The sequence below is a fragment of the Burkholderia sp. KL41 genome, from assembly GCF_057005415.2.
This window is the reverse complement of the sequence record NZ_CM174446.1, coordinates 791,642-812,200: the sequence shown is the minus strand read 5'-3', so window position 1 is coordinate 812,200 and position 20,559 is coordinate 791,642. Positions and strand designations below refer to the sequence as shown.

The 20,559-nt window shown below is 67.1% G+C and carries 18 protein-coding genes and 1 pseudogene; 11 read left to right on the top strand and 8 right to left on the bottom strand.

Features of this window, described 5'->3' with window-relative positions; all coding sequences use genetic code 11:
- The first annotated feature begins 27 nt into the window (after positions 1–27).
- The 4 genes from tldD (at position 28) to PQB87_RS03870 (ending at position 3,742) form a co-directional block, all read left to right on the top strand.
- A complete protein-coding gene (gene tldD, locus PQB87_RS03885) occupies positions 28–1,494 on the top strand; it encodes a metalloprotease TldD (protein WP_021163847.1) in 1,467 nt (488 codons plus the stop codon).
- Positions 1,495–1,890: 396 nt separating this feature from the next.
- Positions 1,891–2,964, top strand: a complete 1,074-nt coding sequence (aroG, locus tag PQB87_RS03880) for a 3-deoxy-7-phosphoheptulonate synthase AroG (protein ID WP_059685192.1) — start codon at positions 1,891–1,893, stop codon at positions 2,962–2,964.
- A 122-nt stretch (positions 2,965–3,086) separates the two neighbouring features.
- Complete coding sequence (locus PQB87_RS03875; RefSeq protein ID WP_489242578.1) at positions 3,087–3,356, top strand: type II toxin-antitoxin system Phd/YefM family antitoxin; 270 nt, start codon at positions 3,087–3,089, stop codon at positions 3,354–3,356.
- Positions 3,353–3,742: a type II toxin-antitoxin system VapC family toxin gene (locus tag PQB87_RS03870; protein WP_059487139.1), complete on the top strand. Its 390-nt coding sequence runs from the start codon at positions 3,353–3,355 to the stop codon at positions 3,740–3,742. Before PQB87_RS03875 ends, PQB87_RS03870 begins: the two co-directional genes overlap by 4 nt.
- 75 nt (positions 3,743–3,817) lie before the next feature.
- Here PQB87_RS03870 and hmpA read toward each other — a convergent pair whose 3' ends face one another.
- Together hmpA and PQB87_RS03860 are read right to left on the bottom strand one after the other, a co-directional pair.
- Entirely contained in the window at positions 3,818–5,026 is a 1,209-nt protein-coding gene (hmpA, locus tag PQB87_RS03865; RefSeq protein WP_489242577.1) for an NO-inducible flavohemoprotein, read from the bottom strand.
- A 106-nt stretch (positions 5,027–5,132) separates the two neighbouring features.
- Positions 5,133–5,684, bottom strand: a complete 552-nt coding sequence (locus PQB87_RS03860; protein WP_027788325.1) for a cob(I)yrinic acid a,c-diamide adenosyltransferase — start codon at positions 5,682–5,684, stop codon at positions 5,133–5,135.
- A 173-nt stretch (positions 5,685–5,857) separates the two neighbouring features.
- On the opposite strand from PQB87_RS03860, the gene PQB87_RS03855 reads away from it, so the two are divergent.
- From PQB87_RS03855 to proC, 6 genes are all read left to right on the top strand, one after another.
- Positions 5,858–7,267: an FAD-binding oxidoreductase gene (locus PQB87_RS03855; RefSeq protein ID WP_027788326.1), complete on the top strand. Its 1,410-nt coding sequence runs from the start codon at positions 5,858–5,860 to the stop codon at positions 7,265–7,267.
- A 41-nt stretch (positions 7,268–7,308) separates the two neighbouring features.
- The gene (locus PQB87_RS03850) at positions 7,309–8,802 is read left to right on the top strand and encodes an FAD-linked oxidase C-terminal domain-containing protein (RefSeq protein WP_489242576.1); all 1,494 of its coding nucleotides are present in this window, start codon (positions 7,309–7,311) and stop codon (positions 8,800–8,802) included.
- A gap of 186 nt (positions 8,803–8,988) precedes the next feature.
- Complete coding sequence (gene glcE, locus PQB87_RS03845) at positions 8,989–10,077, top strand: glycolate oxidase subunit GlcE (protein WP_059685198.1); 1,089 nt, start codon at positions 8,989–8,991, stop codon at positions 10,075–10,077.
- 339 nt (positions 10,078–10,416) lie between these two features.
- Positions 10,417–11,643 carry a glycolate oxidase subunit GlcF gene (gene glcF / locus PQB87_RS03840; protein ID WP_489242575.1) on the top strand — a complete coding sequence of 409 codons (1,227 nt, stop codon included), beginning with the start codon at positions 10,417–10,419 and terminating at the stop codon, positions 11,641–11,643.
- Between the two features lie 131 nt (positions 11,644–11,774).
- Positions 11,775–12,473: a YggS family pyridoxal phosphate-dependent enzyme gene (locus PQB87_RS03835; protein WP_153487861.1), complete on the top strand. Its 699-nt coding sequence runs from the start codon at positions 11,775–11,777 to the stop codon at positions 12,471–12,473.
- Between the two features lie 52 nt (positions 12,474–12,525).
- Complete coding sequence (gene proC, locus PQB87_RS03830; protein ID WP_027788329.1) at positions 12,526–13,338, top strand: pyrroline-5-carboxylate reductase; 813 nt, start codon at positions 12,526–12,528, stop codon at positions 13,336–13,338.
- 109 nt (positions 13,339–13,447) lie between these two features.
- On the opposite strand, the gene ubiA is transcribed toward proC, so the two are convergent.
- The 3 genes and pseudogenes from ubiA to PQB87_RS03815 form a co-directional block, all read right to left on the bottom strand.
- Positions 13,448–14,320: a 4-hydroxybenzoate octaprenyltransferase gene (gene ubiA, locus PQB87_RS03825; protein WP_059685202.1), complete on the bottom strand. Its 873-nt coding sequence runs from the start codon at positions 14,318–14,320 to the stop codon at positions 13,448–13,450.
- Positions 14,321–14,529: 209 nt separating this feature from the next.
- Positions 14,530–14,766, bottom strand: a pseudogene (locus PQB87_RS03820) (DNA starvation/stationary phase protection protein); the annotation flags it as partial.
- Between the two features lie 28 nt (positions 14,767–14,794).
- A complete protein-coding gene (locus tag PQB87_RS03815) occupies positions 14,795–15,664 on the bottom strand; it encodes a S66 peptidase family protein (protein ID WP_233343850.1) in 870 nt (289 codons plus the stop codon).
- A gap of 422 nt (positions 15,665–16,086) precedes the next feature.
- Between PQB87_RS03815 and PQB87_RS03810 the strand changes: the two genes are divergently transcribed.
- The gene (locus PQB87_RS03810; protein ID WP_489242573.1) at positions 16,087–16,386 is read left to right on the top strand and encodes a transposase; all 300 of its coding nucleotides are present in this window, start codon (positions 16,087–16,089) and stop codon (positions 16,384–16,386) included.
- 35 nt (positions 16,387–16,421) lie between these two features.
- Here PQB87_RS03810 and PQB87_RS03805 read toward each other — a convergent pair whose 3' ends face one another.
- The 3 genes from PQB87_RS03805 to PQB87_RS03795 form a co-directional block, all read right to left on the bottom strand.
- Positions 16,422–16,577 carry a hypothetical protein gene (locus PQB87_RS03805; RefSeq protein WP_489242572.1) on the bottom strand — a complete coding sequence of 52 codons (156 nt, stop codon included), beginning with the start codon at positions 16,575–16,577 and terminating at the stop codon, positions 16,422–16,424.
- Between the two features lie 102 nt (positions 16,578–16,679).
- The gene (gene katG / locus PQB87_RS03800) at positions 16,680–18,866 is read right to left on the bottom strand and encodes a catalase/peroxidase HPI (RefSeq protein WP_111942402.1); all 2,187 of its coding nucleotides are present in this window, start codon (positions 18,864–18,866) and stop codon (positions 16,680–16,682) included.
- A 643-nt stretch (positions 18,867–19,509) separates the two neighbouring features.
- Entirely contained in the window at positions 19,510–20,469 is a 960-nt protein-coding gene (locus tag PQB87_RS03795) for a LysR substrate-binding domain-containing protein (protein ID WP_006483664.1), read from the bottom strand.
- Positions 20,470–20,559 lie beyond the last annotated feature (90 nt).

The window sequence follows — 20,559 nt, the reverse complement described above, 5'->3', positions numbered from 1 at the left end:
AACTTTTTGAGAAACCCCGATATCCGCATGAACATCATCGAACCCGGCATCCGCAACCTCGCGCTGGCGAAGGACATCCTGCTCACGCCGTACGGCCTCGACGAAAGCCTGCTCACGCGCACGATAGCCGACATCTTCACGCATCGCGTCGACTATGCGGACCTGTACTTCCAGGCGACCCGCAGCGAAGCGTGGAGCCTCGAGGAAGGCATCGTCAAATCGGGCAGCTTCAGCATCGACCAGGGCGTCGGCGTGCGCGCGGTCGCGGGCGACCGCACCGCCTTCGCGTACTCGGACGACCTGTCCCCGGAAGCGATCGCGCAGGCGGCCGCGGCCACCAAGGCGATCGCGGCGGCCGGCGGCGGCCGCCAGAAGATCAAGGCGGCCACGTCGCTGAAGGGCATCTCGGGCCGCGACCTGTACCTGCCGTCCGATCCGCTCGCGTCGCTCGACGCGACGGCCAAGGTCAAGCTGCTCGAGCGCATCGAGCAGATGGCGCGCGGCCGCGACCCGCGCGTCACGCAGGTGATGGCCGGCCTCGCCGGCGAATACGACGTCGTGCTGGTCGCGCGCAGCGACGGCGCGCTCGCCGCCGACATCCGCCCGCTCGTGCGCGTGTCGGTCACGGTGATCGCCGAGCAGAACGGCCGCCGCGAGATCGGCTCCGGCGGCGGCGGCGGCCGCTTCGACTACGGCTACTTCACCGACGAAGTCCTGTCGCGCTACGTCGACGACGCCGTGCATGCGGCGCTCGTGAACCTCGACGCACGCCCCGCGCCGGCCGGCGCGATGACGGTCGTGCTCGGGCCGGGCTGGCCGGGCGTGCTGCTGCACGAAGCGATCGGCCACGGCCTCGAGGGCGACTTCAACCGCAAGGGTTCGTCCGCGTTCGCGGGCCGGATCGGCGAGCAGGTCGCCGCGAAGGGCGTGACGGTGGTCGACGACGGCACGCTGCCGAACCGCCGCGGCTCGCTGAACATCGACGATGAAGGCAACCCGACGCAGTGCACGACGCTGATCGAGGACGGCATCCTGAAGGGCTACATCCAGGACACGCTGAATGCGCGTCTGATGAAGATGCCGGTCACGGGCAACGCGCGGCGCGAATCGTACGCGGCGCTGCCGATGCCGCGCATGACGAACACGTACATGCTGAACGGCGACAAGGATCCGCAGGAAATCATCGCGTCGGTGAAGAACGGCCTGTACGCGGTGAACTTCGGCGGCGGCCAGGTCGACATCACGAACGGCAAGTTCGTGTTCTCGGCGTCCGAGGCGTACATGATCGAGAACGGCAAGATCACCTACCCGGTGAAGGGCGCGACGCTGATCGGCAGCGGCCCCGAATCGCTGAAGTACGTGAGCATGATCGGCAACGACATGTCGCTCGACACGGGTGTCGGCGTGTGCGGCAAGGAAGGCCAGAGCGTGCCGGTCGGCGTCGGCCAGCCGACCCTGCGGATCGACAAGATGACGGTCGGCGGTACGGCATAACCGCATCGCGGCGCAGACATTCCGCGCATTTTGAAGAAAACGCGCGGAATGTCCGCATTTTCGACGCTCCCCGGTTGCCAGCCGCCCGGCGACGGGGTATAAATTCCGAATCAACTTTTTTGACGAACCGAATCTCCGTCATGTCCGCCAAGTTTTACTTTTACTTTTTTTGGCATCTCAGACCGCTGGCGGATCGAGAGGGTTGATGGCGCGTAAAGCGCAACCGAAATTCCCGAAAAAACCGCCGGCGAACCCGGCGGTTTTTTTTCGCCCTTCGCTACCCGGTCGCCGCCGCAGCGGTTCCGCGGCCCCGACCGAAATCACTGAATTGCTTGAATTGATGAATCTGCCGCACGCCCACTGATCGAACGGCGCCCGGAACCAAGGAGAAACAGCATGCCCCCGCACAACACCGACGACGTCCGCATTCGCGAACTCAAGGAACTGACGCCGCCCGCCCACCTGATCCGCGAATTCGCGTGCTCCGAAGCCGCGTCCGAGCTGATCTACAACTCGCGCCAGTCGATGCACCGCATCCTGCACGGGATGGACGACCGGCTGATCGTGGTGATCGGGCCGTGCTCGATCCACGACACGAAGGCGGCGATCGAGTACGCGGGGCGGCTCGTGAAGGAGCGCGAGCGCTTCAAGGGCGAGCTGGAAATCGTGATGCGCGTGTACTTCGAGAAGCCGCGCACGACGGTCGGCTGGAAGGGGCTCATCAACGATCCGCACCTCGACAACAGCTTCAAGATCAACGAAGGGCTGCGCACCGCGCGCGAGCTGCTGCTCCAGATCAACGAGATGGGCCTGCCGGCCGCGACCGAATACCTCGACATGATCAGCCCGCAGTACATCGCCGACCTGATCTCGTGGGGCGCGATCGGCGCGCGCACGACCGAATCGCAAGTGCACCGCGAGCTCGCGTCGGGGCTGTCGTGCCCGGTCGGCTTCAAGAACGGCACCGACGGCAACGTGAAGATCGCGGTCGACGCGATCAAGGCCGCATCGCAGCCGCACCATTTCCTGTCGGTGACGAAGGGCGGCCATTCGGCGATCGTGTCGACGGCCGGCAACGAGGATTGCCACGTGATCCTGCGCGGCGGCAAGACGCCGAACTACGACGCGGACAGCGTGAACGCCGCGTGCGCGGACATCGGCAAGGCCGGCCTCGCCGCACGCCTGATGATCGACGCGAGCCACGCGAACAGCTCGAAGAAGCACGAGAACCAGATCCCCGTCTGTGCCGACATCGGCCGCCAGATCGCGGCCGGTGACGCCCGCATCGTCGGCGTGATGATCGAGTCGCATCTCGTCGAGGGGCGCCAGGACCTGAAGGAAGGCTGCGAACTGACCTACGGCCAGAGCATCACCGACGCGTGCATCGCATGGGACGACAGCGTGAAGGTGCTCGAAGGCCTCGCGGAATCGGTGAAGGCACGCCGCGTCACGCGCGGCAGCGGGAACTGACGGACGCAAACCGGCCGGTCGCATGGCACCGCCCCGTGGCGGGTTGGCCATGCGGTTAGCTGGCGGTCGTCGCGTCGCCCTGCTAGACTAGCTAACGTTATCTAGCTAACCAAGGGGCGCCCATGGCGACCGTCAACATGCACGATGCCAAGTCGCGGCTCTCAAGCCTCGTCGAAGCGCTTGAATTGGGGCGCGAATCGGAAGTCGTCATCGCCCGCAACGGTCATCCGGTCGCCCGGATTGTTCCTTATGCCGCACCGAAGCGGATCGGCGCAGCCCGTCAGTTGCTTGCCGGGTTGAACATCCCGACAACCGTCGAGGCATTCAATGCCGGCGATGAATCGATCGCCGCCGACTTCGATGCCAGCTCGGAACAGCGACTCGCCCCGTGAAGCTGCTGCTCGACACGCACATCGCGCTATGGGCAGCCGAAGGCGCACCTCAACTTTCCGCGACTGCGGCCGCGTTGATCGAACATCCCGAAAACACGCTGTACGTCAGCGCCGCGTCCATCTGGGAGATTGCGATCAAATACCGCAAAGGCAATCTGCCGGTCCATCCGCGCGATGCACGTTCGGCATTCCGACTCGCAGGTTTTGCGGAGTTGCCAATCAGCAGCGATCACGTCGAAGGCGTCGCCGCACTGCCGGATTTTCCGGATCACGCCGATCCGTTCGACCGCGTGATGGTCGCTCAGGCACTCCATGAAGGCATGCCGCTCATCAGCGCCGATGCCAAAATATGGCGCTATCACGCGACGCTGATGCTGCGAGCATGACGCTCATCCCGCTACAAAATCAAAGCCCGGCCCGCACCGGGCTTTTTCATGCACCGCAGGTCTTGCGCGCAAGCATCACTCGAGCGCGCCCGAACCGAAGATCTCGGTGTTGATGCGTTCCGGCGCGACGCCGAGCGCGACCAGCGCATCGCGTTGTGCCTTCATGAAAGCGATCGGGCCGCAGACGTAGTAGTCGGCGTCTGGCACCAGCGCGTAGTGCCGCACGCGCTCCGGCGTGAGGCGCCCTTCCAGATCGTGGTCGACGCCGACGCGATCGTTCGGGCCGACCAGCTCGTACAGCACCGTGCGTTTGACGTTCGCATGCTCGCGCACCGTGTCGTTCAGCCAGTCGCGGAACGCGTGCACCGCGCCCGAGCGGCATGCATGGACGAACCGCACGTCACGCTTGCTGCCTTCGTCGACCAGCGTCGACGCCATCGACACCATCGGCGTCAGGCCGACGCCGCCGGAAATCAGCACCACCGGCGTCTCGACGCCACGCTTCAGCGAGAACTCGCCCATCGGCGCGGTGACCTCGACGATCGCGCCCTCTTCCACGCCGTCGTGCATCAGCGTAGACACCTTGCCGGCCGGAATGACTTCCGGCTTGCCGGCTTCGCGCTTCACCGAGATGCGCAGCCACTTGCCGTGCGGCGCGTCGGACAGGCTGTACTGGCGCGGCTGGTCGACGCCGAGATCGCCGACGAAACGCTTCACCGTGATGTACTGGCCGGGCTCGAACGTCGGCGCCGCGCCGCCGTCGGCGGGCGTCAGGTAGAACGACGTGATCTCGTCGCTTTCGCGCACCTTGCGCTCGACCTTGAACGGGCGGAACCCGCTCCAGGCGGCACCCGCGTACAGGTCGGCCTCGGCGCCGATCAGGATTTGCGCGAGCTGGCCGTAAGCCACGCGCCACGCCTCGAGCGTGTCGGCATCGACCGCGTCGCCCAGCACCTCGACGATCGATGCGAGCAGGTTCTCGCCGACGATCGGGTAATGCTCGGGGCGGATGTTCAGGCTCGCGTGCTTGTGCGCGATGTGCGACACCGCCCCGCCCAGCGCACCGAGATTGTCGATGTTCGCCGCATACGCGTAGACGGCCTTCGCAAGCGTTTCCGGCTGGCTGCCCGTCGTCTGGTGCGTCTGGTTGAACAGGTTCTTCAGTTCCGGATGGCGCGCGAACATGCGCTGGTAGAAGTGCTTCGTGATCGTCGCGCCGTGCACGGCGAGGACAGGGGCAGTGGCCTTCACACGAGCCATCTGGTCAGCGGTGATGTGGGTCATGTTCGTTCTCCGTTAAACATGCACACACAATACCTTTTTAAGAATTCGATGCCCCTCGGGCAAATTGTCGCAGCGCGCCAAGGGTAAGGGGGCGAATCGTCAGCGGTCAGCGGACACGGCCGCGTTCCCACAGCACGTCCGATCCGCCGTCGGCACGGTTCAGCACGCGCGCCAGCACGAACAGCAGGTCCGACAGCCGGTTCACGTAGCGCCGCGGCGCATCGTTGAGCGTTTCGGTACGCCCGAGCGCGACGATCGAACGCTCCGCGCGACGGCATACGGTTCGGCACACGTGCGCGAGCGACGCCGCGCGCGAGCCGGCCGGCAGGATGAATTCCTTCAGCGGCGGCAGCGTCGCGTTGTAGTCGGCGAGCCAGCGATCGAGACGCGCGAGATGCGTGTCGTCGAGCACCGTATGGCCGGGAATGCACAATTCGCCGCCGAGATCGAACAGGTCATGCTGGATCGTCACGAGCGCCGTGCGGATATCGTCCGGCAGCGTTTCGGCGAGCAGCACGCCGAGGTTCGAGTTCAGCTCGTCGACGTCGCCGATCGCGGCGATCCGCGTATCGTCCTTGCCGATACGCCGGCCGTCGCCGAGGCCGGTGGTGCCGTCGTCGCCGGTACGCGTGGCGATCTTGCTCAAGCGGTTGCCCATGCGGATGTCCTCTCGTGCGCGGCCGCGATGCGGCCCGGTTGCGTTCGAACGCGATTATCGCAGCCCGCGACGGCAGGCGCAGCAGGCGTTACAGCGTAGAATGGGCCGAAACCCAGCAGCACGGGAGCCGGGTCGGCGCCAACGCGCTCATCCGGATCGACAAGGAGACGTTCGTGAATCACCCTGCCCCGCCGGCCGCCACGCGCCGCCCCCTTCCCCCCGCCATGCTCGATGCGCTGCGCGCCGCCTTCGGCGAGCGCGTGTCGACCGCCGACGCCGTCCGCGCCCACCACGGCCGCGACGAATCGCCGTTCGATCCGCAACTGCCCGACGCCGTCGTGTTCGCGCACAGCGCGGACGACGTGCGCGAAGTCGTGTCGCTGTGCTCGCTGTACAGCGTCCCGCTGATCCCGTACGGCGCCGGTTCGTCGCTCGAAGGCCACCTGCTCGCGGTGCGCGGCGGCATCTCGCTCGACCTGTCGGAAATGAACCGCGTGCTGTCGATCAACGCCGAAGACCTGACCGTGACGGTCGAGCCGGGCATCACGCGCAAGGCGCTCAACGAGGCGCTGCGCGACACCGGCCTGTTCTTCCCGATCGACCCGGGCGCCGACGCCAGCATCGGCGGGATGACCGCCACGCGCGCGTCGGGCACCAACGCCGTGCGCTACGGCACGATGCGCGAGAACGTGCTCGGCCTGACCGCCGTGCTCGCCGACGGCCGTGTGGTGAAGACCGGCTCGCGCGCCCGCAAGTCGTCGGCCGGCTACGACCTCACGCGCCTGTTCGTCGGCTCCGAAGGCACGCTCGGCGTGATCACCGAGATCACGCTGCGCCTGCATCCGCTGCCCGAAGCCGTATCAGCCGCGATCTGCACGTTCCCGTCGATGGGCGACGCGGTGCGCACCGTGATCGAGACGATCCAGATCGGCGTGCCGATCGCGCGCGTCGAATTCGTCGATGCGCTCGCCGTGCGCTCGATCAACCGCCATTCGAACCTGACGCTCACCGAAGCGCCGACGCTGTTCTTCGAATTCCACGGCACCGAGGCCGGCGTGAAGGAACAGGCGGAGCTCGTGCAGGCACTCGCGGGCCAGAACAACGGCCAGGGTTTCGAATGGGCAACCCGCCCCGAAGACCGCACGCGTCTCTGGGCCGCACGCCACAACGCGTATTTCGCGATGCTGCAATTGAAACCCGGCTGCCGCGCGGTGACCACCGACGTCTGCGTGCCGATCTCGCAGCTCGCCGCGTGCGTCGAGGAAACCGAAGTCGACCTGCGCGCCTCGTCGCTGCCCTGCCCGATCGTCGGCCACGTCGGCGACGGCAATTTCCACGTCGCGATCCTGATCGACCCCGACAAGCCCGAGGAAATCGCGGAAGCCGAGCACATCAACGACCGGATCGTCGAGCGCGCGCTGCGCCTCGGCGGCACCTGCACGGGCGAGCACGGCGTCGGGCTGCACAAGATGCGCTTCCTGCCGAAGGAGCACGGCGACAACGCGATCGACACGATGCGTGCGATCAAGCTCGCGCTCGATCCGCGCAACCTGATGAATCCGGGCAAGATTTTCACGTGCTGACACGGCGGCGCGACGCCGCGCCGCCTGCTGCAGGAGACCCAATGAACGCTCCCGTCGAACTGTCGAGCGCGGCACGCGCGCAGCGCCAGCGCGAAGTCGTGCAGGCGCTGATGGCCGTGCTGCCGACACACTGCCTGCTGTACCGCGACGAAGACACGGCGCCGTACGAATGCGACGGCCTGTCCGCGTACCGCCGCCTGCCGCTCGCGGTCGCGCTGCCCGAAACGGAATCGCAGGTGCAGCGGATCGTGCAGATCTGCCGACGCATGGAAGTGCCGATCGTGCCGCGCGGCGCGGGCACGAGCCTGTCGGGCGGCGCGTTGCCGATCGCGCTCGGCGTCGTGCTGTCGCTTGCGCGCTTCACCCGCATCGTCGAAGTCGATCCCTACGCGCGCACGGCGACCGTGCAGCCCGGCGTGCGCAACCTCGCGATCTCGGAGGCCGCCGCGCCGTACGGCCTGTACTACGCGCCCGATCCGTCGTCGCAGATCGCGTGCACGATCGGCGGCAACGTCGCGGAAAATTCCGGCGGCGTCCATTGCCTGAAATACGGGCTGACCGTGCACAACGTGATGCGCGTGCGCGCGGTGACGATCGACGGCGAGATCGTCGAATTCGGTTCGCTTGCGCTCGACATGCCGGGCCTCGACCTGCTCGCCGTGATGATCGGCAGCGAAGGGATGTTCGCGATCGTCACCGAGGTCACGGTGAAGCTGATCCCGAAGCCGCAGACGGCGCAGCTCGTGATGGCGAGCTTCGACGACGTCGTCAAGGGCGGCGAGGCCGTCGCGGCGATCATCGCGTCGGGGATCATCCCGGCCGGGCTCGAAATGATGGACAAGCCGGCCACGCAGGCCGTCGAGGCGTTCACGCACGCGGGCTACGATCTCAAGGCGAAGGCGATCCTGCTGTGCGAATCGGACGGCACGCCGGAAGAAGTCGCGGAAGAGATCGTGCGGATGACGGCCGTGCTGCGCGAACATGGCGCGACACGCATCCAGGTATCGCGCAACGAGCACGAGCGGCTGCGCTTCTGGTCGGGCCGCAAGAATGCGTTCCCGGCCGCCGGCCGCATTTCGGCCGACTACTACTGCATGGACGGCACCGTGCCGCGCCGCGCGATCGGCCCGCTGCTCGCGCGCATCGAGCAGCTCGAAACGCAATACGGGCTGCGCTGCATCAACGTGTTCCACGCGGGCGACGGCAACATGCATCCGCTGATCCTCTACAACGCGAACGATCCGGACGAACTGCACCGCGCCGAGCAGTTCGGCGCGGAAATCCTCGAGTGCTGCGTGGAATTCGGCGGCAGCGTGACGGGCGAGCACGGCGTCGGCATCGAGAAGCTCAATTCGATGTGCGTACAGTTCTCGCCGCAGGAGCGCGACGCGTTCTTCGCGGTCAAGCGCGCCTTCGATCCGGCGGGGCTGCTGAACCCGGACAAGGGCATCCCGACCCGCGCGCGCTGCGCCGAATACGGTCGCCAGCACGTGCGCGGCGGGCTGCTGCCGCACCCCGACCTGCCGCGCTTCTGAGCGGCCCGTGCGGGTCGCGGCCGGTGCCCGCGGCACGAGCCGCGGCATTCGACCGTGCCCGCGGCGCCCGTTCATGCGGCGACGCGGGCAGACGCCCCGCGATACCGGGCTTAGGGATAGTCGCGATGTGGAATCGCGCCACCCCGGTACAATCGACCGAACAACAAGTCGAGGCAGCAACAGAACATGGAAGAGGACGACATCGTCGCCGGATGGGCCGACCGCGTCCGCGCCGCCAGCGCCGACGGCCGGCCGCTGCGGATTCGCGGCGGCGGCACCAAGGACTGGTACGGCCAGGCGCTCGAGGGCGAAATTCTCGACACGCGCGCATTTCAGGGCGTCGTGTCGTACGACCCGGCCGAACTCGTCGTCACGGTCCGCGCGGGCACGCCGCTCGCGCAGCTTGAAACCGTCCTCGCCGAGTGCGGCCAGATGCTGCCGTTCGAGCCGCCGCACTTCGGCCGCGCGGCCACCGTCGGCGGCTGCGTCGCGGCCGGCCTCGCGGGCCCGCGGCGGGCCACCTGCGGCGCGCCGCGCGATTTCATGCTCGGCGTCACGCTGATGAACGGCCGCGGCGAAGTGCTGCGCTTCGGCGGCCAGGTCGTGAAGAACGTCGCCGGCTACGACGTGTCGCGGCTGATGGCCGGCGCGCTCGGCACGCTCGGGCTGATGCTCGACCTGTCGCTCAAGGTGCTGCCGATGCCCGTCGCCGAAGTCACGCTGAAGTTCGAGATGACCGCGACCGACGCGGTGCGCAAGCTCAACGAATGGGGCGGCCATCCGCTGCCCGTCAGCGCGAGCGGGTGGCGCAACGGCACGCTCGTCCTGCGCCTGTCGGGCGCCGAAGCGGCCGTGAAATCCGCGAAGACGCTGCTCGGCGGCGAAGTCGTCGACGCGGTCGAGGCCGAGCGCTTCTGGGCCGGCCTGCGCGAGCATACCGACCCGTTCTTCCACGGCATCCCGCCCGGCTATGCGCTGTGGCGTCTCGCGCTGCCGTCGATCACCGAACCGATGCACCTGCCCGGCACCCAGTTGATGGAATGGGGCGGCGCGCAGCGCTGGTGGATCACCGACGCCGATGCGCAGACCGTGCGGATGAGCGCCAAGCAGGCCGGCGGCCACGCGACGCTGTTCCGCGCGGGCGACGCGTACGACCGCAGCGCGGGCGTGTTCACGCCGCTCCCCGCCCCGATGATGAAAATCCACCGCGGGTTGAAAGCCGCGTTCGATCCCGCGCGCATCTTCAACCGCGGCCGGCTCTACCCGGATCTTTAGGGTCTGTTTACCTATGGAACGTACATGCGAATGCCCGAAATCGCTCGTCCCCCAAGGGGACTTCCTAACGGGGCGCAGGCAAGAAGTGAGGAGCGCCGTTTGGCCGAGCCAAACGCCCCGCAGGAAGTCCCCTTGGGGGACAAGGGACGAGCGACGCCGCCATGCGGGCGATTTCGGGCATTCCCGTGACATGGATTTTTTAAATTGGGGTTGCCACGAGAACGGCCGCTCGCCGCGTTGCGCTCCTTGCGAATACGTCAGTATTCGCGGCGTCACGCGCCTCGCGAGCGGCCGTTCTCGTGGCAACGCATGCGCGCTCCATAGGTAAACAGACCCTAAATGCAGACGAACCTCGCCGATTTCATCCGCAATACGCCCGACGGCGACGAAGCCGACGCGATATTGCGCAAGTGCGTGCATTGCGGGTTCTGCACCGCGACCTGCCCGACCTACCAGTTGCTCGGCGACGAACTCGACGGCCCGCGCGGCCGCATCTACCTGATCAAGCAGATGGTCGAAGGCGCGCCCGTCACGCGCAGCACGCAGCAGCACCTCGACCGCTGCCTCACGTGCCGCAGTTGCGAGACGACCTGCCCGTCCGGCGTCCAGTACGGCCGGCTCGTCGAGATCGGCCGCAAGCACGTCGAGGCACAGGTTCAGCGCCCCGTGCAGCAGCGTCTCGTGCGCCGCGTGCTCGCGAGCCTCGTGCCGAACGCCGCGCTGTTCTCGCCGGTGATGCGGCTCGGCCAGCACGTCCGTCCGCTGCTGCCGAAGCGGCTGCGCGACAAGGTGCCGCCGCGCACGCGGCTGCTCGAATGGCCGCACCTGACGCATACGCGCAAGATGCTGATGCTCGGCGGCTGCGTGCAGCCGTCGATGCTGCCGAACATCAATATCGCGACCGCGCGCGTGCTCGACGCGCTCGGCATCGAGACCGTCGTCGCGCCCGATGCCGGCTGCTGCGGCGCGATCCGCCTGCACCTGAACTATCACGACGAAGCGCTCGACGACGCGCGCCGCAACATCGACGCGTGGTGGCCCCATGTCGAACAGGGTGTCGAGGCGATCGTGATGAACGCGTCGGGCTGCGGCGCGACGGTGCTCGAATACGCGCACCTGCTGCGCGACGACCCGGCCTACGCGGAGAAGGCGCAGCACATCGTATCGCTGACGCGCGACATCTCCGACGTGCTGCTCGCGTTCGAGGCCGAGCTCGCGACGCTCGCGCGCCGCCGCGCGGTCCATACGGTCGCGTACCACCCGCCGTGCACGTTGCAGCACGGCCAGCAGTCGCGCGGCAAGGTCGAACGCCTGCTCGAGACCCTCGGCATCGACGTGCGGCTGCCGGCGGACAGCCATCTGTGCTGCGGCTCGGCCGGCACCTATTCGCTGACGCAGCCGTCGCTGTCGTACCGGTTGCGCAAGCAGAAGCTGCTGAAGCTGCAGGCGCTCGAACCGCAGATGATCGTCTCCGGCAACGTCGGCTGCATCGCGCACCTGCAGAGCGGCACGCAGATTCCGGTGGCCCACTGGATCCAGCTCGTCGAGCACCTGCTGTATGGCTAGGGCCTGTTCATACGAATGACGGGCGGGCCCTGGGCCTCACGCCCGGCGTCCGTATAATGGGCGGATCGATGCGCCGCGTGCCGCGGCGCATCCGCTACATGCCTGCTTCCGTGCCTGCTTTCGTGCCCGTCATGTCCGATCTCGCCGCCCGCCTCGAATCCGTTCATCGCCGCATCGCCGACGCCGCCCGCGCGGCCGGCCGCGATCCCGCCACCGTATCGCTGCTCGCCGTCTCGAAGACGTTTCCCGCCGCCGACGTGCGCGCCGCGCATGCGGCCGGGCAGCGCGCATTCGGCGAAAACTACGTGCAGGAATCGATCGACAAGATCGACGCGCTCGCCGACCTGCGCGCGGGCCTCGAATGGCATTTCATCGGGCCGCTGCAATCGAACAAGACGCGCCCGGTTGCCGAACGCTTCGACTGGGTCCATTCGGTCGACCGGCTGAAGATCGCGCAGCGCCTGTCGGAACAGCGCCCCGCGCACCTGCCGCCGCTCAACGTGTGCGTGCAGGTGAACATCAGCGGCGAGGCGTCGAAGAGCGGCGTCGCACCGGCCGACGTGGCCGAGGTCGCGCGCGCGGTCGCCGCGCTGCCGTCGCTGCGGTTGCGCGGCCTGATGGCGATTCCCGAACCGGCCGGCGACACCGACGCGCAACGCATGCCGCATCGCGCGCTGCGCACGCTGTTCGACGCGTTGCGCGCCGACGGCCTGCCGCTCGACACGCTGTCGATGGGCATGTCCGCCGATCTCGACGCGGCCGTGCTCGAAGGCGCGACGATCGTGCGCGTCGGCACCGCGATCTTCGGCGCGCGCGATTATTCGCACTGAACGCCGCGCCCTTTTCCGCCTTTCCGTTCACTCACTCGCTCATTCGGACATCATGAAAATCGCATTCATCGGCGGCGGCAACATGGCCGCGGCCCTGATCGGCGGCCTGATCAAGCGCGGCGTCGCCGCTGACGGCCTGTATGCCATCGACGTCAACGAAGAGGTGCGCGCACGTGCCGCGCAGCAATTCGGCATCCGCACCGGCGCGGCCGTCGACGCAACGCTCGCCGACTACGACGCGATCGTGCTCGCGGTGAAGCCGCAGGTGCTGAAGGACGTCGCGCAGGCGCTCGCGCCGCACCTGAAGACACAGCTCGTGATCAGCATCGCGGCCGGCATCCGCGGCAGCGATCTCGCGCGCTGGCTCGGCGACTACGCACGCGTCGTGCGCACGATGCCGAACACGCCCGCGCTCGTCGGCATGGGCGTGACGGGCCTCGCCGCCCTGCCGGGCGTCGATGCGGCGGGCCGCGAACTCGCATCGAACGTGCTCGGCGCGGTCGGCGAGATCGTGTGGTTCGACGACGAGTCGAAGCTCGATGCCGTCACGGCCATTTCGGGCAGCGGCCCCGCTTACGTGTTCTATTTCATCGAAGCGCTGCAGGAAGCCGCGCGCCAGCTCGGCATGAACGACGAACAGGGCCGCGCGCTCGCGGTCGCGACGTTCACGGGCGCCGCGCAACTCGCCGCGCAATCGGGCGAGCCGGCGAGCGTGCTGCGCGAGCGCGTGACGTCGAAGGGCGGCACGACGGCCGCCGCACTCGCATCGTTCGACGCGCAGGGCGTGAAGGACGCAATCGTGCGCGGCGCGCTCGCGGCCGAAGCGCGTGCGAAGGAAATGGGCGACGAACTCGGTCGCGCATAAGCGTCGCGCCCGCCCCGGGCCTCCCTTCCGGCACCGCCAACAAAAAAGCGGCCTCGGCCGCTTTTTTGTTGGCATCGCGCATCGCGTCGCGCGCCGGCGCGCGGCCGCTTCAGTTGGCCGCCGGCCCCGCCAGCAGGTAATGCGCGGCGATCCCCGCGAACAGCACGCCGCCGAGCCAGTTGTTGTGCCGGAACGCGGCGAAGCACGGCATCCGCTCGCGGCCCTTGATCAGCGTGTAGTGATACAGCGCGCAGCCGACCGCCGCCGCCCAGCCGGCCCAGTACGCGAGGCCGAAGCCGAGCGTCACGCCGATCCACACGTAGATGCCGAGCGTCGCCGCATAACACGCCATCACGGCCGCGACGTCGAAGCGGCCGAACGTCAGCGCCGACGTGCGGATGCCGATCTTGATGTCGTCGTCGCGATCGACCATCGCGTATTCGGTGTCGTACGCGACCGACCAGAAAATGTTCGCGACCAGCATCACCCACGCGATCGCCGGCACCGTGTCCTGCACGGCCGCGAACGCCATCGGAATGCCGAAGCCGAACGCGATGCCGAGATACGCCTGCGGAATCGCGAAGAAACGCTTCATGAACGGATACGAACCCGCGACGAACAGCGCGACGACGGACAGCTCCTTCGTCAGCGTGTTGAGCGGCAGGATCAGCAGGAACGAGATGAATGCGAGCCCGACGGCGATCGCAACGGCTTCCCACGCACGGATCTTGCCCGACGTCAGCGGCCGGTCGGCCGTGCGCTTCACGTGGCGGTCGAAATCGCGGTCGGCGTAGTCGTTCATCGCGCAGCCGGCCGAGCGCATCAGCAGCGTGCCGAGCGAGAAGATCACGAGCAGCGGCCAGCGCGGATGGCCGTCGGACGCGATCCACAGCGCGTTGAGCGTCGGCCACAGCAGCAGCAGGCTGCCGATCGGCTTGTCCATCCGGACGAGCCGCAGATACAGGGGAAAGCGGGCAAGCATGGCGAGGCACCGGGAAGATAACCCCGGCATTTTAGAGCCGAGCGGTGCTTCGCGTCATGTCGGGGCGGCCCGCGGCCGGCAGCCGCCCGGCGCGCCCGGGCCGCCCGGGCCCGCTGCGCAGGGCCGGGCCACGATTTGCGCCAATCAAGGGACGGATTCGATCACTCCGGATCGGGCGAGTCAACGCGCCCTCTCCGGCCGCACCGCACTTACGCGAGCGGCGAGCGCAGCATCCTCGCGGTTTTCATGCGTCTGCAGGCGCTGCGCCAGCAGGTCGGCAGGTCGGCGGTGGGCTCGTCGCTCGCCGCGTCGGCGATCGGGAAGATCGGGCGCGCGGTTCGCACGACGGCCTCGTGCCCTTCGACGAGCGGGCGGATCATGTCTTCCGCCGCCGGCACGCCCTTCGCTTCCGGCACCGACGACAGTTTCGCGAAATCGCCGAAGGTACGCATTCCTGTCCTTCCGGATTCGACGCTACGCGCCGAACCGGATCGCGCCGTTCTCGATGGCAGCCTGGCTGCCGTATTGCCAGGTGATGTTGCGGTGTTCATGTCCGATCGGCAGACCCGAGTAGATCGGCAGGCCGAAGCCGCCCAGCACGTCGACAAGCATCTGCTCGAGCGTGAAATCCGCGCCGTCCGGGATCGGGCAGCGCGTGAATTGCCCGAGCACGAACGCACGGGCTCCGTCGAACGCGCCGCTCAGACGCAGTTGCGTCAGGCTGCGGTCGAGCCGGTAGCCGAACTCCGTCACGTCCTCCAGCAGTACGATCGCGTCGCGTGAGCGAAGCGACCAGCGCGTACCCGCGACGCTCGCGAGTACCGTCACGTTGCCGCCGCACAGACGTCCCCGCACGGCACCAGGGGCGCCGGACAAATGCCGCAGACTCAGCGCGGCGCGTTCGTCGCCGGTCAGCACAGCGCGAATGTCGGCGCGCGTCGCGTCGTCGACCTTGGTCGCCAGACTGTGAAATGTCGGGCCATGCAGCAAACGCACGCCGGGCCGATCCGCGAGTGCGCAGAACAGTGACGTCGCGTCGGAAAAGCCGATGATCGTCTTCGGCGTTGCGATCTCGTCGGGCAAGTGCTCAAGCAAATGCGCGCAACCGAATCCCCCCCGCGCGAGCCACACGATATCGATCGACGGATCCATCAGGGTGCGCCGCAGGTCGTCCGCGCGCTCCTCGGCGGTACCGGCGAAATAGCGGTACCGGCTGCCGAGGTGCGCGCCCGCCCTGACCTCGAAGCCCCAACTTTCGACGAGCGCAATGCCACGCGCGATGCCTTCCGGATCGGGCACCCCCGCAGGCGCGACCACGCCCACTGCCTTGCGTCGTGATTCCATTGAATGGCTACCTGGATGATGGAGAACCTGCTGAATATATCCGACACCGCTTGCTGACGGCTCAGCCTTGTCGCGCAGCGTCGTGCGCGCGGGGATGACGATCGCCGGCGCCCGCGAAACCGCCGCGTTGCCGGCGCCGCCCGAGAATCACCGTCGCGGCAAAATCGCCAACCGATCGATGCGGATCCCGTTCGATCAACGAACCAGGCAGCACATCGAGCGGATGCACCTCGGAGCCGCCGGCGTTGCGGGCCCTTCCCGGCCTCAACGCGTCGGTCGGTACCGCGGCGATCGCATCGCTGTCGAATCCGCGAAACCACGACAGCGCACGCTTCATCGCAAGCGCCTCGACCGGACCGTTTCCCGATGCTCATTTTTCCAAAGCACGATGGGCACGTTTGGATTGACGGAGCCAGTCAGCCATGTCGAACGCAGGGATTCGTGCCCATCCCCATCGGATGTACACGCAAGCATTCAGGCAGCAGGTGATCAGGGAAACATTGGAGCCCGGCATGCCGGTGTCGATTGTTGCGCGCCGGCACGACATCAACGCCAATGTGGTGTTCGGACGGCGCAAGCAATATCGTCAGGGCACCCTCAACCGGGTAGATCTGGATGGATCGCGGGTCTTTATGGACATGTTGCGGACTCCTCACTCAATCAACCGGAGCAATCCAGGCGAACCTGTTGACCTGCATGCCGACACCGCACCACCCGTATGACTCGCCACTGCAGCGTGGCGTGCGATCCGCCGCGCTCAGGCGGCGGCGATCGCGTGCAGCGCCTGCGACACCAGTTCGGCCGCACCGCCCACGACGATCGCGAATCCGACTACGTACCGCGCGATCTCGGCCGGCGCCCGCAACTTCGGTGCCGCCAGCGCGGCACGCATGTTCAGCATCATTTGCGTCATGATCGTCACTCCTTCAACGAAATCCAGGATCGGGACGAAACGGCCGGCCGGACGACCGGCCGTTTCCCGTTACTGCCTCACCGTGCTACTGCACGGCAACGCTCACGCGAGGTCGAAGCGGTCGAGGTTCATCACCTTGTTCCAGGCCGCGACGAAGTCGCGCGCGAACTTCTCCTTCGCATCCGCGCTGCCGTACACCTCGGCCAGCGCACGCAGCTGCGCATGCGAGCCGAAGATCAGGTCGACACGCGTGCCGGTCCACTTCACCTTGCCCGTCGCGCGATCGCGCCCTTCGAACACGTCGTTCGCGGCCGACGCCGGCTTCCATTCCGTGCCCATGTCGAGCAGGTTCACGAAGAAGTCGTTCGTCAGCGCTTCCGGACGGTCGGTGAACACGCCATGCTTCGCCTCGCCGGCGTTCGCGCCGAGCACGCGCAGGCCACCGACGAGCACCGTCATCTCGGGCGCGCTCAGCGTCAGCAGTTGCGCCTTGTCGACCAGCAGCGCCTCGGCCGGCGTCTTGTACGCGTGCTTCAGGAAGTTGCGGAAGCCGTCCGCGACCGGCTCGAGCACGGCCATCGCTTCGATATCGGTCTCTTCCTGCGATGCATCCGCACGGCCCGGTGCGAACGGCACCGTCACCGCGACGCCCGCGTTCTTCGCGGCCTGCTCGACGCCGGCCGCACCGGCCAGCACGATCAGGTCGGCGAGCGACACCTTCTTGCCGCCCGTCTGCGCGTCGTTGAACGCCTTCTGCACGCCTTCGAGCGTCGCGAGCACCTTCGCGAGCTCAGCCGGACGGTTCACTTCCCAGTCCTTCTGCGGCGCCAGGCGGATACGCGCGCCGTTCGCGCCGCCGCGCTTGTCCGATCCGCGGAACGTCGCGGCCGACGCCCATGCCGTCGACACGAGCTGCGACACCGACAGGCCCGTGGCCAGCACCTTCGCCTTCAGCGCGGCAACGTCGGCATCGTCGATCAGCGGGTGATCGACTGCCGGGATCGGGTCCTGCCACAGCAGGTGTTCCGCCGGCACTTCCGGGCCGAGATAACGGGAGCGCGGGCCCATGTCGCGGTGCGTGAGCTTGAACCACGCACGCGCGAACGCATCGGCGAACTCGGCCGGGTTCTCGTAGAAACGGCGCGAGATCTTTTCGTAGGCCGGGTCGAAACGCAGCGACAGGTCGGTCGTCAGCATCGTCGGGCGATGCTTCTTCGACGCGTCGAACGCATCGGGAATCACTTCGCCGGCGTCCTTCGCGACCCACTGATGTGCACCGGCCGGGCTCTTCGTGAGCTCCCACTCGTAGCTGAACAGGTGCTTGAAGAAGTCGTTGCTCCACTTCGTCGGCGTCGACGTCCACGTGACTTCGAGGCCGCTCGTGATCGCGTCCTTGCCCTTGCCCGTGCCGAACGTGCTCTTCCAGCCGAGACCCTGCTCCTCGAGGCCCGCGGCTTCCGGCTCGGGGCCGACGTTCGACGCCGGACCGGCACCGTGCGTCTTGCCGAACGTGTGGCCGCCCGCGATCAGCGCGACCGTTTCTTCGTCGTTCATCGCCATGCGTGCGAACGTCTCGCGGATGTCATGCGCGGCGGCGACCGGGTCGGGGTTGCCGTCCGGGCCTTCCGGGTTCACGTAGATGAGGCCCATCTGCACGGCAGCGAGCGGGCTTTCGAGCTCACGCTTGCCCGAGTAGCGGCTGTTCGGGCCGCCGCTCAGTTCCAGCCAGATCTTTTCCGAGCCCCAGTAGACGTCGTCCGGTTCCCACGTGTCGACGCGACCGCCGGCATAGCCGAAGGTCTTGAAGCCCATCGATTCGAGCGCGACGTTGCCGGTCAGGATCAGCAGGTCGGCCCACGAGATGTTGCGGCCGTACTTCTGCTTGATCGGCCACAGCAGCCGGCGTGCCTTGTCGAGGCTGACGTTGTCCGGCCAGCTGTTGAGCGGCGCGAAGCGCTGCTGCCCGCCGCCCGCGCCGCCCCGGCCGTCGGCCGTGCGATACGTGCCGGCGCTGTGCCAGGCCATGCGGATGAACAGGCCGCCATAGTGGCCGAAGTCGGCCGGCCACCAGTCCTGCGACATCGTCATCAGTGCGTGCAGGTCCTTCTTCACCGCCGCGAGGTCCAGCTTGCTGAACGCTTCCGCGTAGTCGAAATCCTTGTCCATCGGATCGGACAGCGCCGAATGGCGGTGCAGGATGTTCAGGTTGAGCTGATTCGGCCACCAGTCCTTGTTCGTCGTGCCGCCACCAGCGGTGTGGTTGAACGGGCACTTCGTTTCGTTCGACATGCGATTTCTCCTTGGCTTGCTCGTATGACTCCATCGGTTCGCTCCGGCGGCATGCCGGGTGCGGTTGGTGGAGTGTCATTGCGGGGATGGGAAACGGAACAGGTTGATTCTCCTGTCGTACTACGGGATGTCGCGCGGGGCCTGTAACGCGCGTTCCCGCTGCGACGCGCCGCGGGCGGGACGCTCGGGGAACCGGCTGCCGGCAGGCGTCGTGACGACGCCGCGGGCGGAACTCCAGCTTTCGGACATGCGATGCTCCCTCATGGCTTGATGGCGGGTGAATCGGGGGAACACTGAACCGGCGCGCGGCGGCGTTCAACCGCCATACACACGGTCCGCGAGGTACGCGAACGCAATCGGACGCAGGCTGCGAACCGCCGCCCTGGCGCGATGTACGACCGCGTCGCGCGGCGGGATGTTCCGCTGCGCGTGCTGCAATACCGACCGCATCATGACATCCTCCTTTGACGCTTGCACTCAACGTGCAGACCGGTCGTCGACAGGACACCGATCCATATAGAGGATTCTATATACGTCTATCGATTACTTGAATTTAATTAATTTCATCTATGCGATAGAGAAAAATAAACGGGGTCGCAAGACCCCGTTCATCGGGCTGCCACACGCGCATGCCGCAGCGCGCTCAGTTCATCGTCGCCGGCATGTCGAGCTTCGCGACACCCGGCAGCTCGCAGGCGGAAATCGCGTCGCTGATCGCGTCGATCGCGGGCATCCGCGTGAAGCTCTTGCGCCACACGAGCACCACGCGGCGGTCGGGCACCGGCTCGTTGAACGGCACGTACGACAGCAGTTCGGCATCGGGGCCGTTCGCGCGCGGGCCGATCTCGGCAACCGACATTCGCGGCAGCACCGTGATGCCGACGCCGCTCGCGACCATGTGGCGGATCGTCTCGAGCGACGAGCCCTCGAAGGTCTTCTGGATGCCGTCGGCCGTCTGCGAGAAGCGCATCAGCTCCGGGCACACGCCGAGCACGTGATCGCGGAAGCAGTGACCGTTGCCGAGCAGAAGCATGGTTTCCTGCTTCAGGTCCTCGGCGTCGATCTCGTCGCGCTTCTCCCACGGATGGCCGGCCGGCAGCGCGACAACGAACGGTTCGTCGTACAGCGGGCGCACCATCAGGCCGGTTTCCGGAAACGGCAGCGCCATGATCGCGGCGTCGATCTCGCCCTGCTTCAGCAGTTCGAGCAGCTTGAGCGTGTAGTTTTCCTGCAGCATCAACGGCATCTGCGGGACACGCTGGATCATCTGCTTGACGAGCGTCGGCAGCAGGTACGGCCCGATCGTGTAGATCACGCCGAGGCGGAACGGGCCGACCAGCGGATCCTTGCCCTGCTTCGCGATCTCCTTGATCGCGAAAGTCTGCTCGAGTACGCGCTGCGCCTGCGTGACGATCTGGTCACCGATCGGCGTCACGCTCACTTCGCTCGCGCCGCGCTCGAAAATCTGCACGTTCAGCTCGTCTTCGAGCTTCTTGATCGCCACCGACAGCGTCGGCTGGCTCACGAAGCAGGCTTCGGCCGCACGGCCGAAATGCCGTTCGCGCGCGACCGCGACGATGTATTTCAATTCAGTCAGCGTCATTGTGGGTCAATCAGAGATATACAGGCGATAGGTTTAATTTATACACCCTGTGACACCGGTTCGCCAAGTTTCTCTGCATCGGCATGCGTC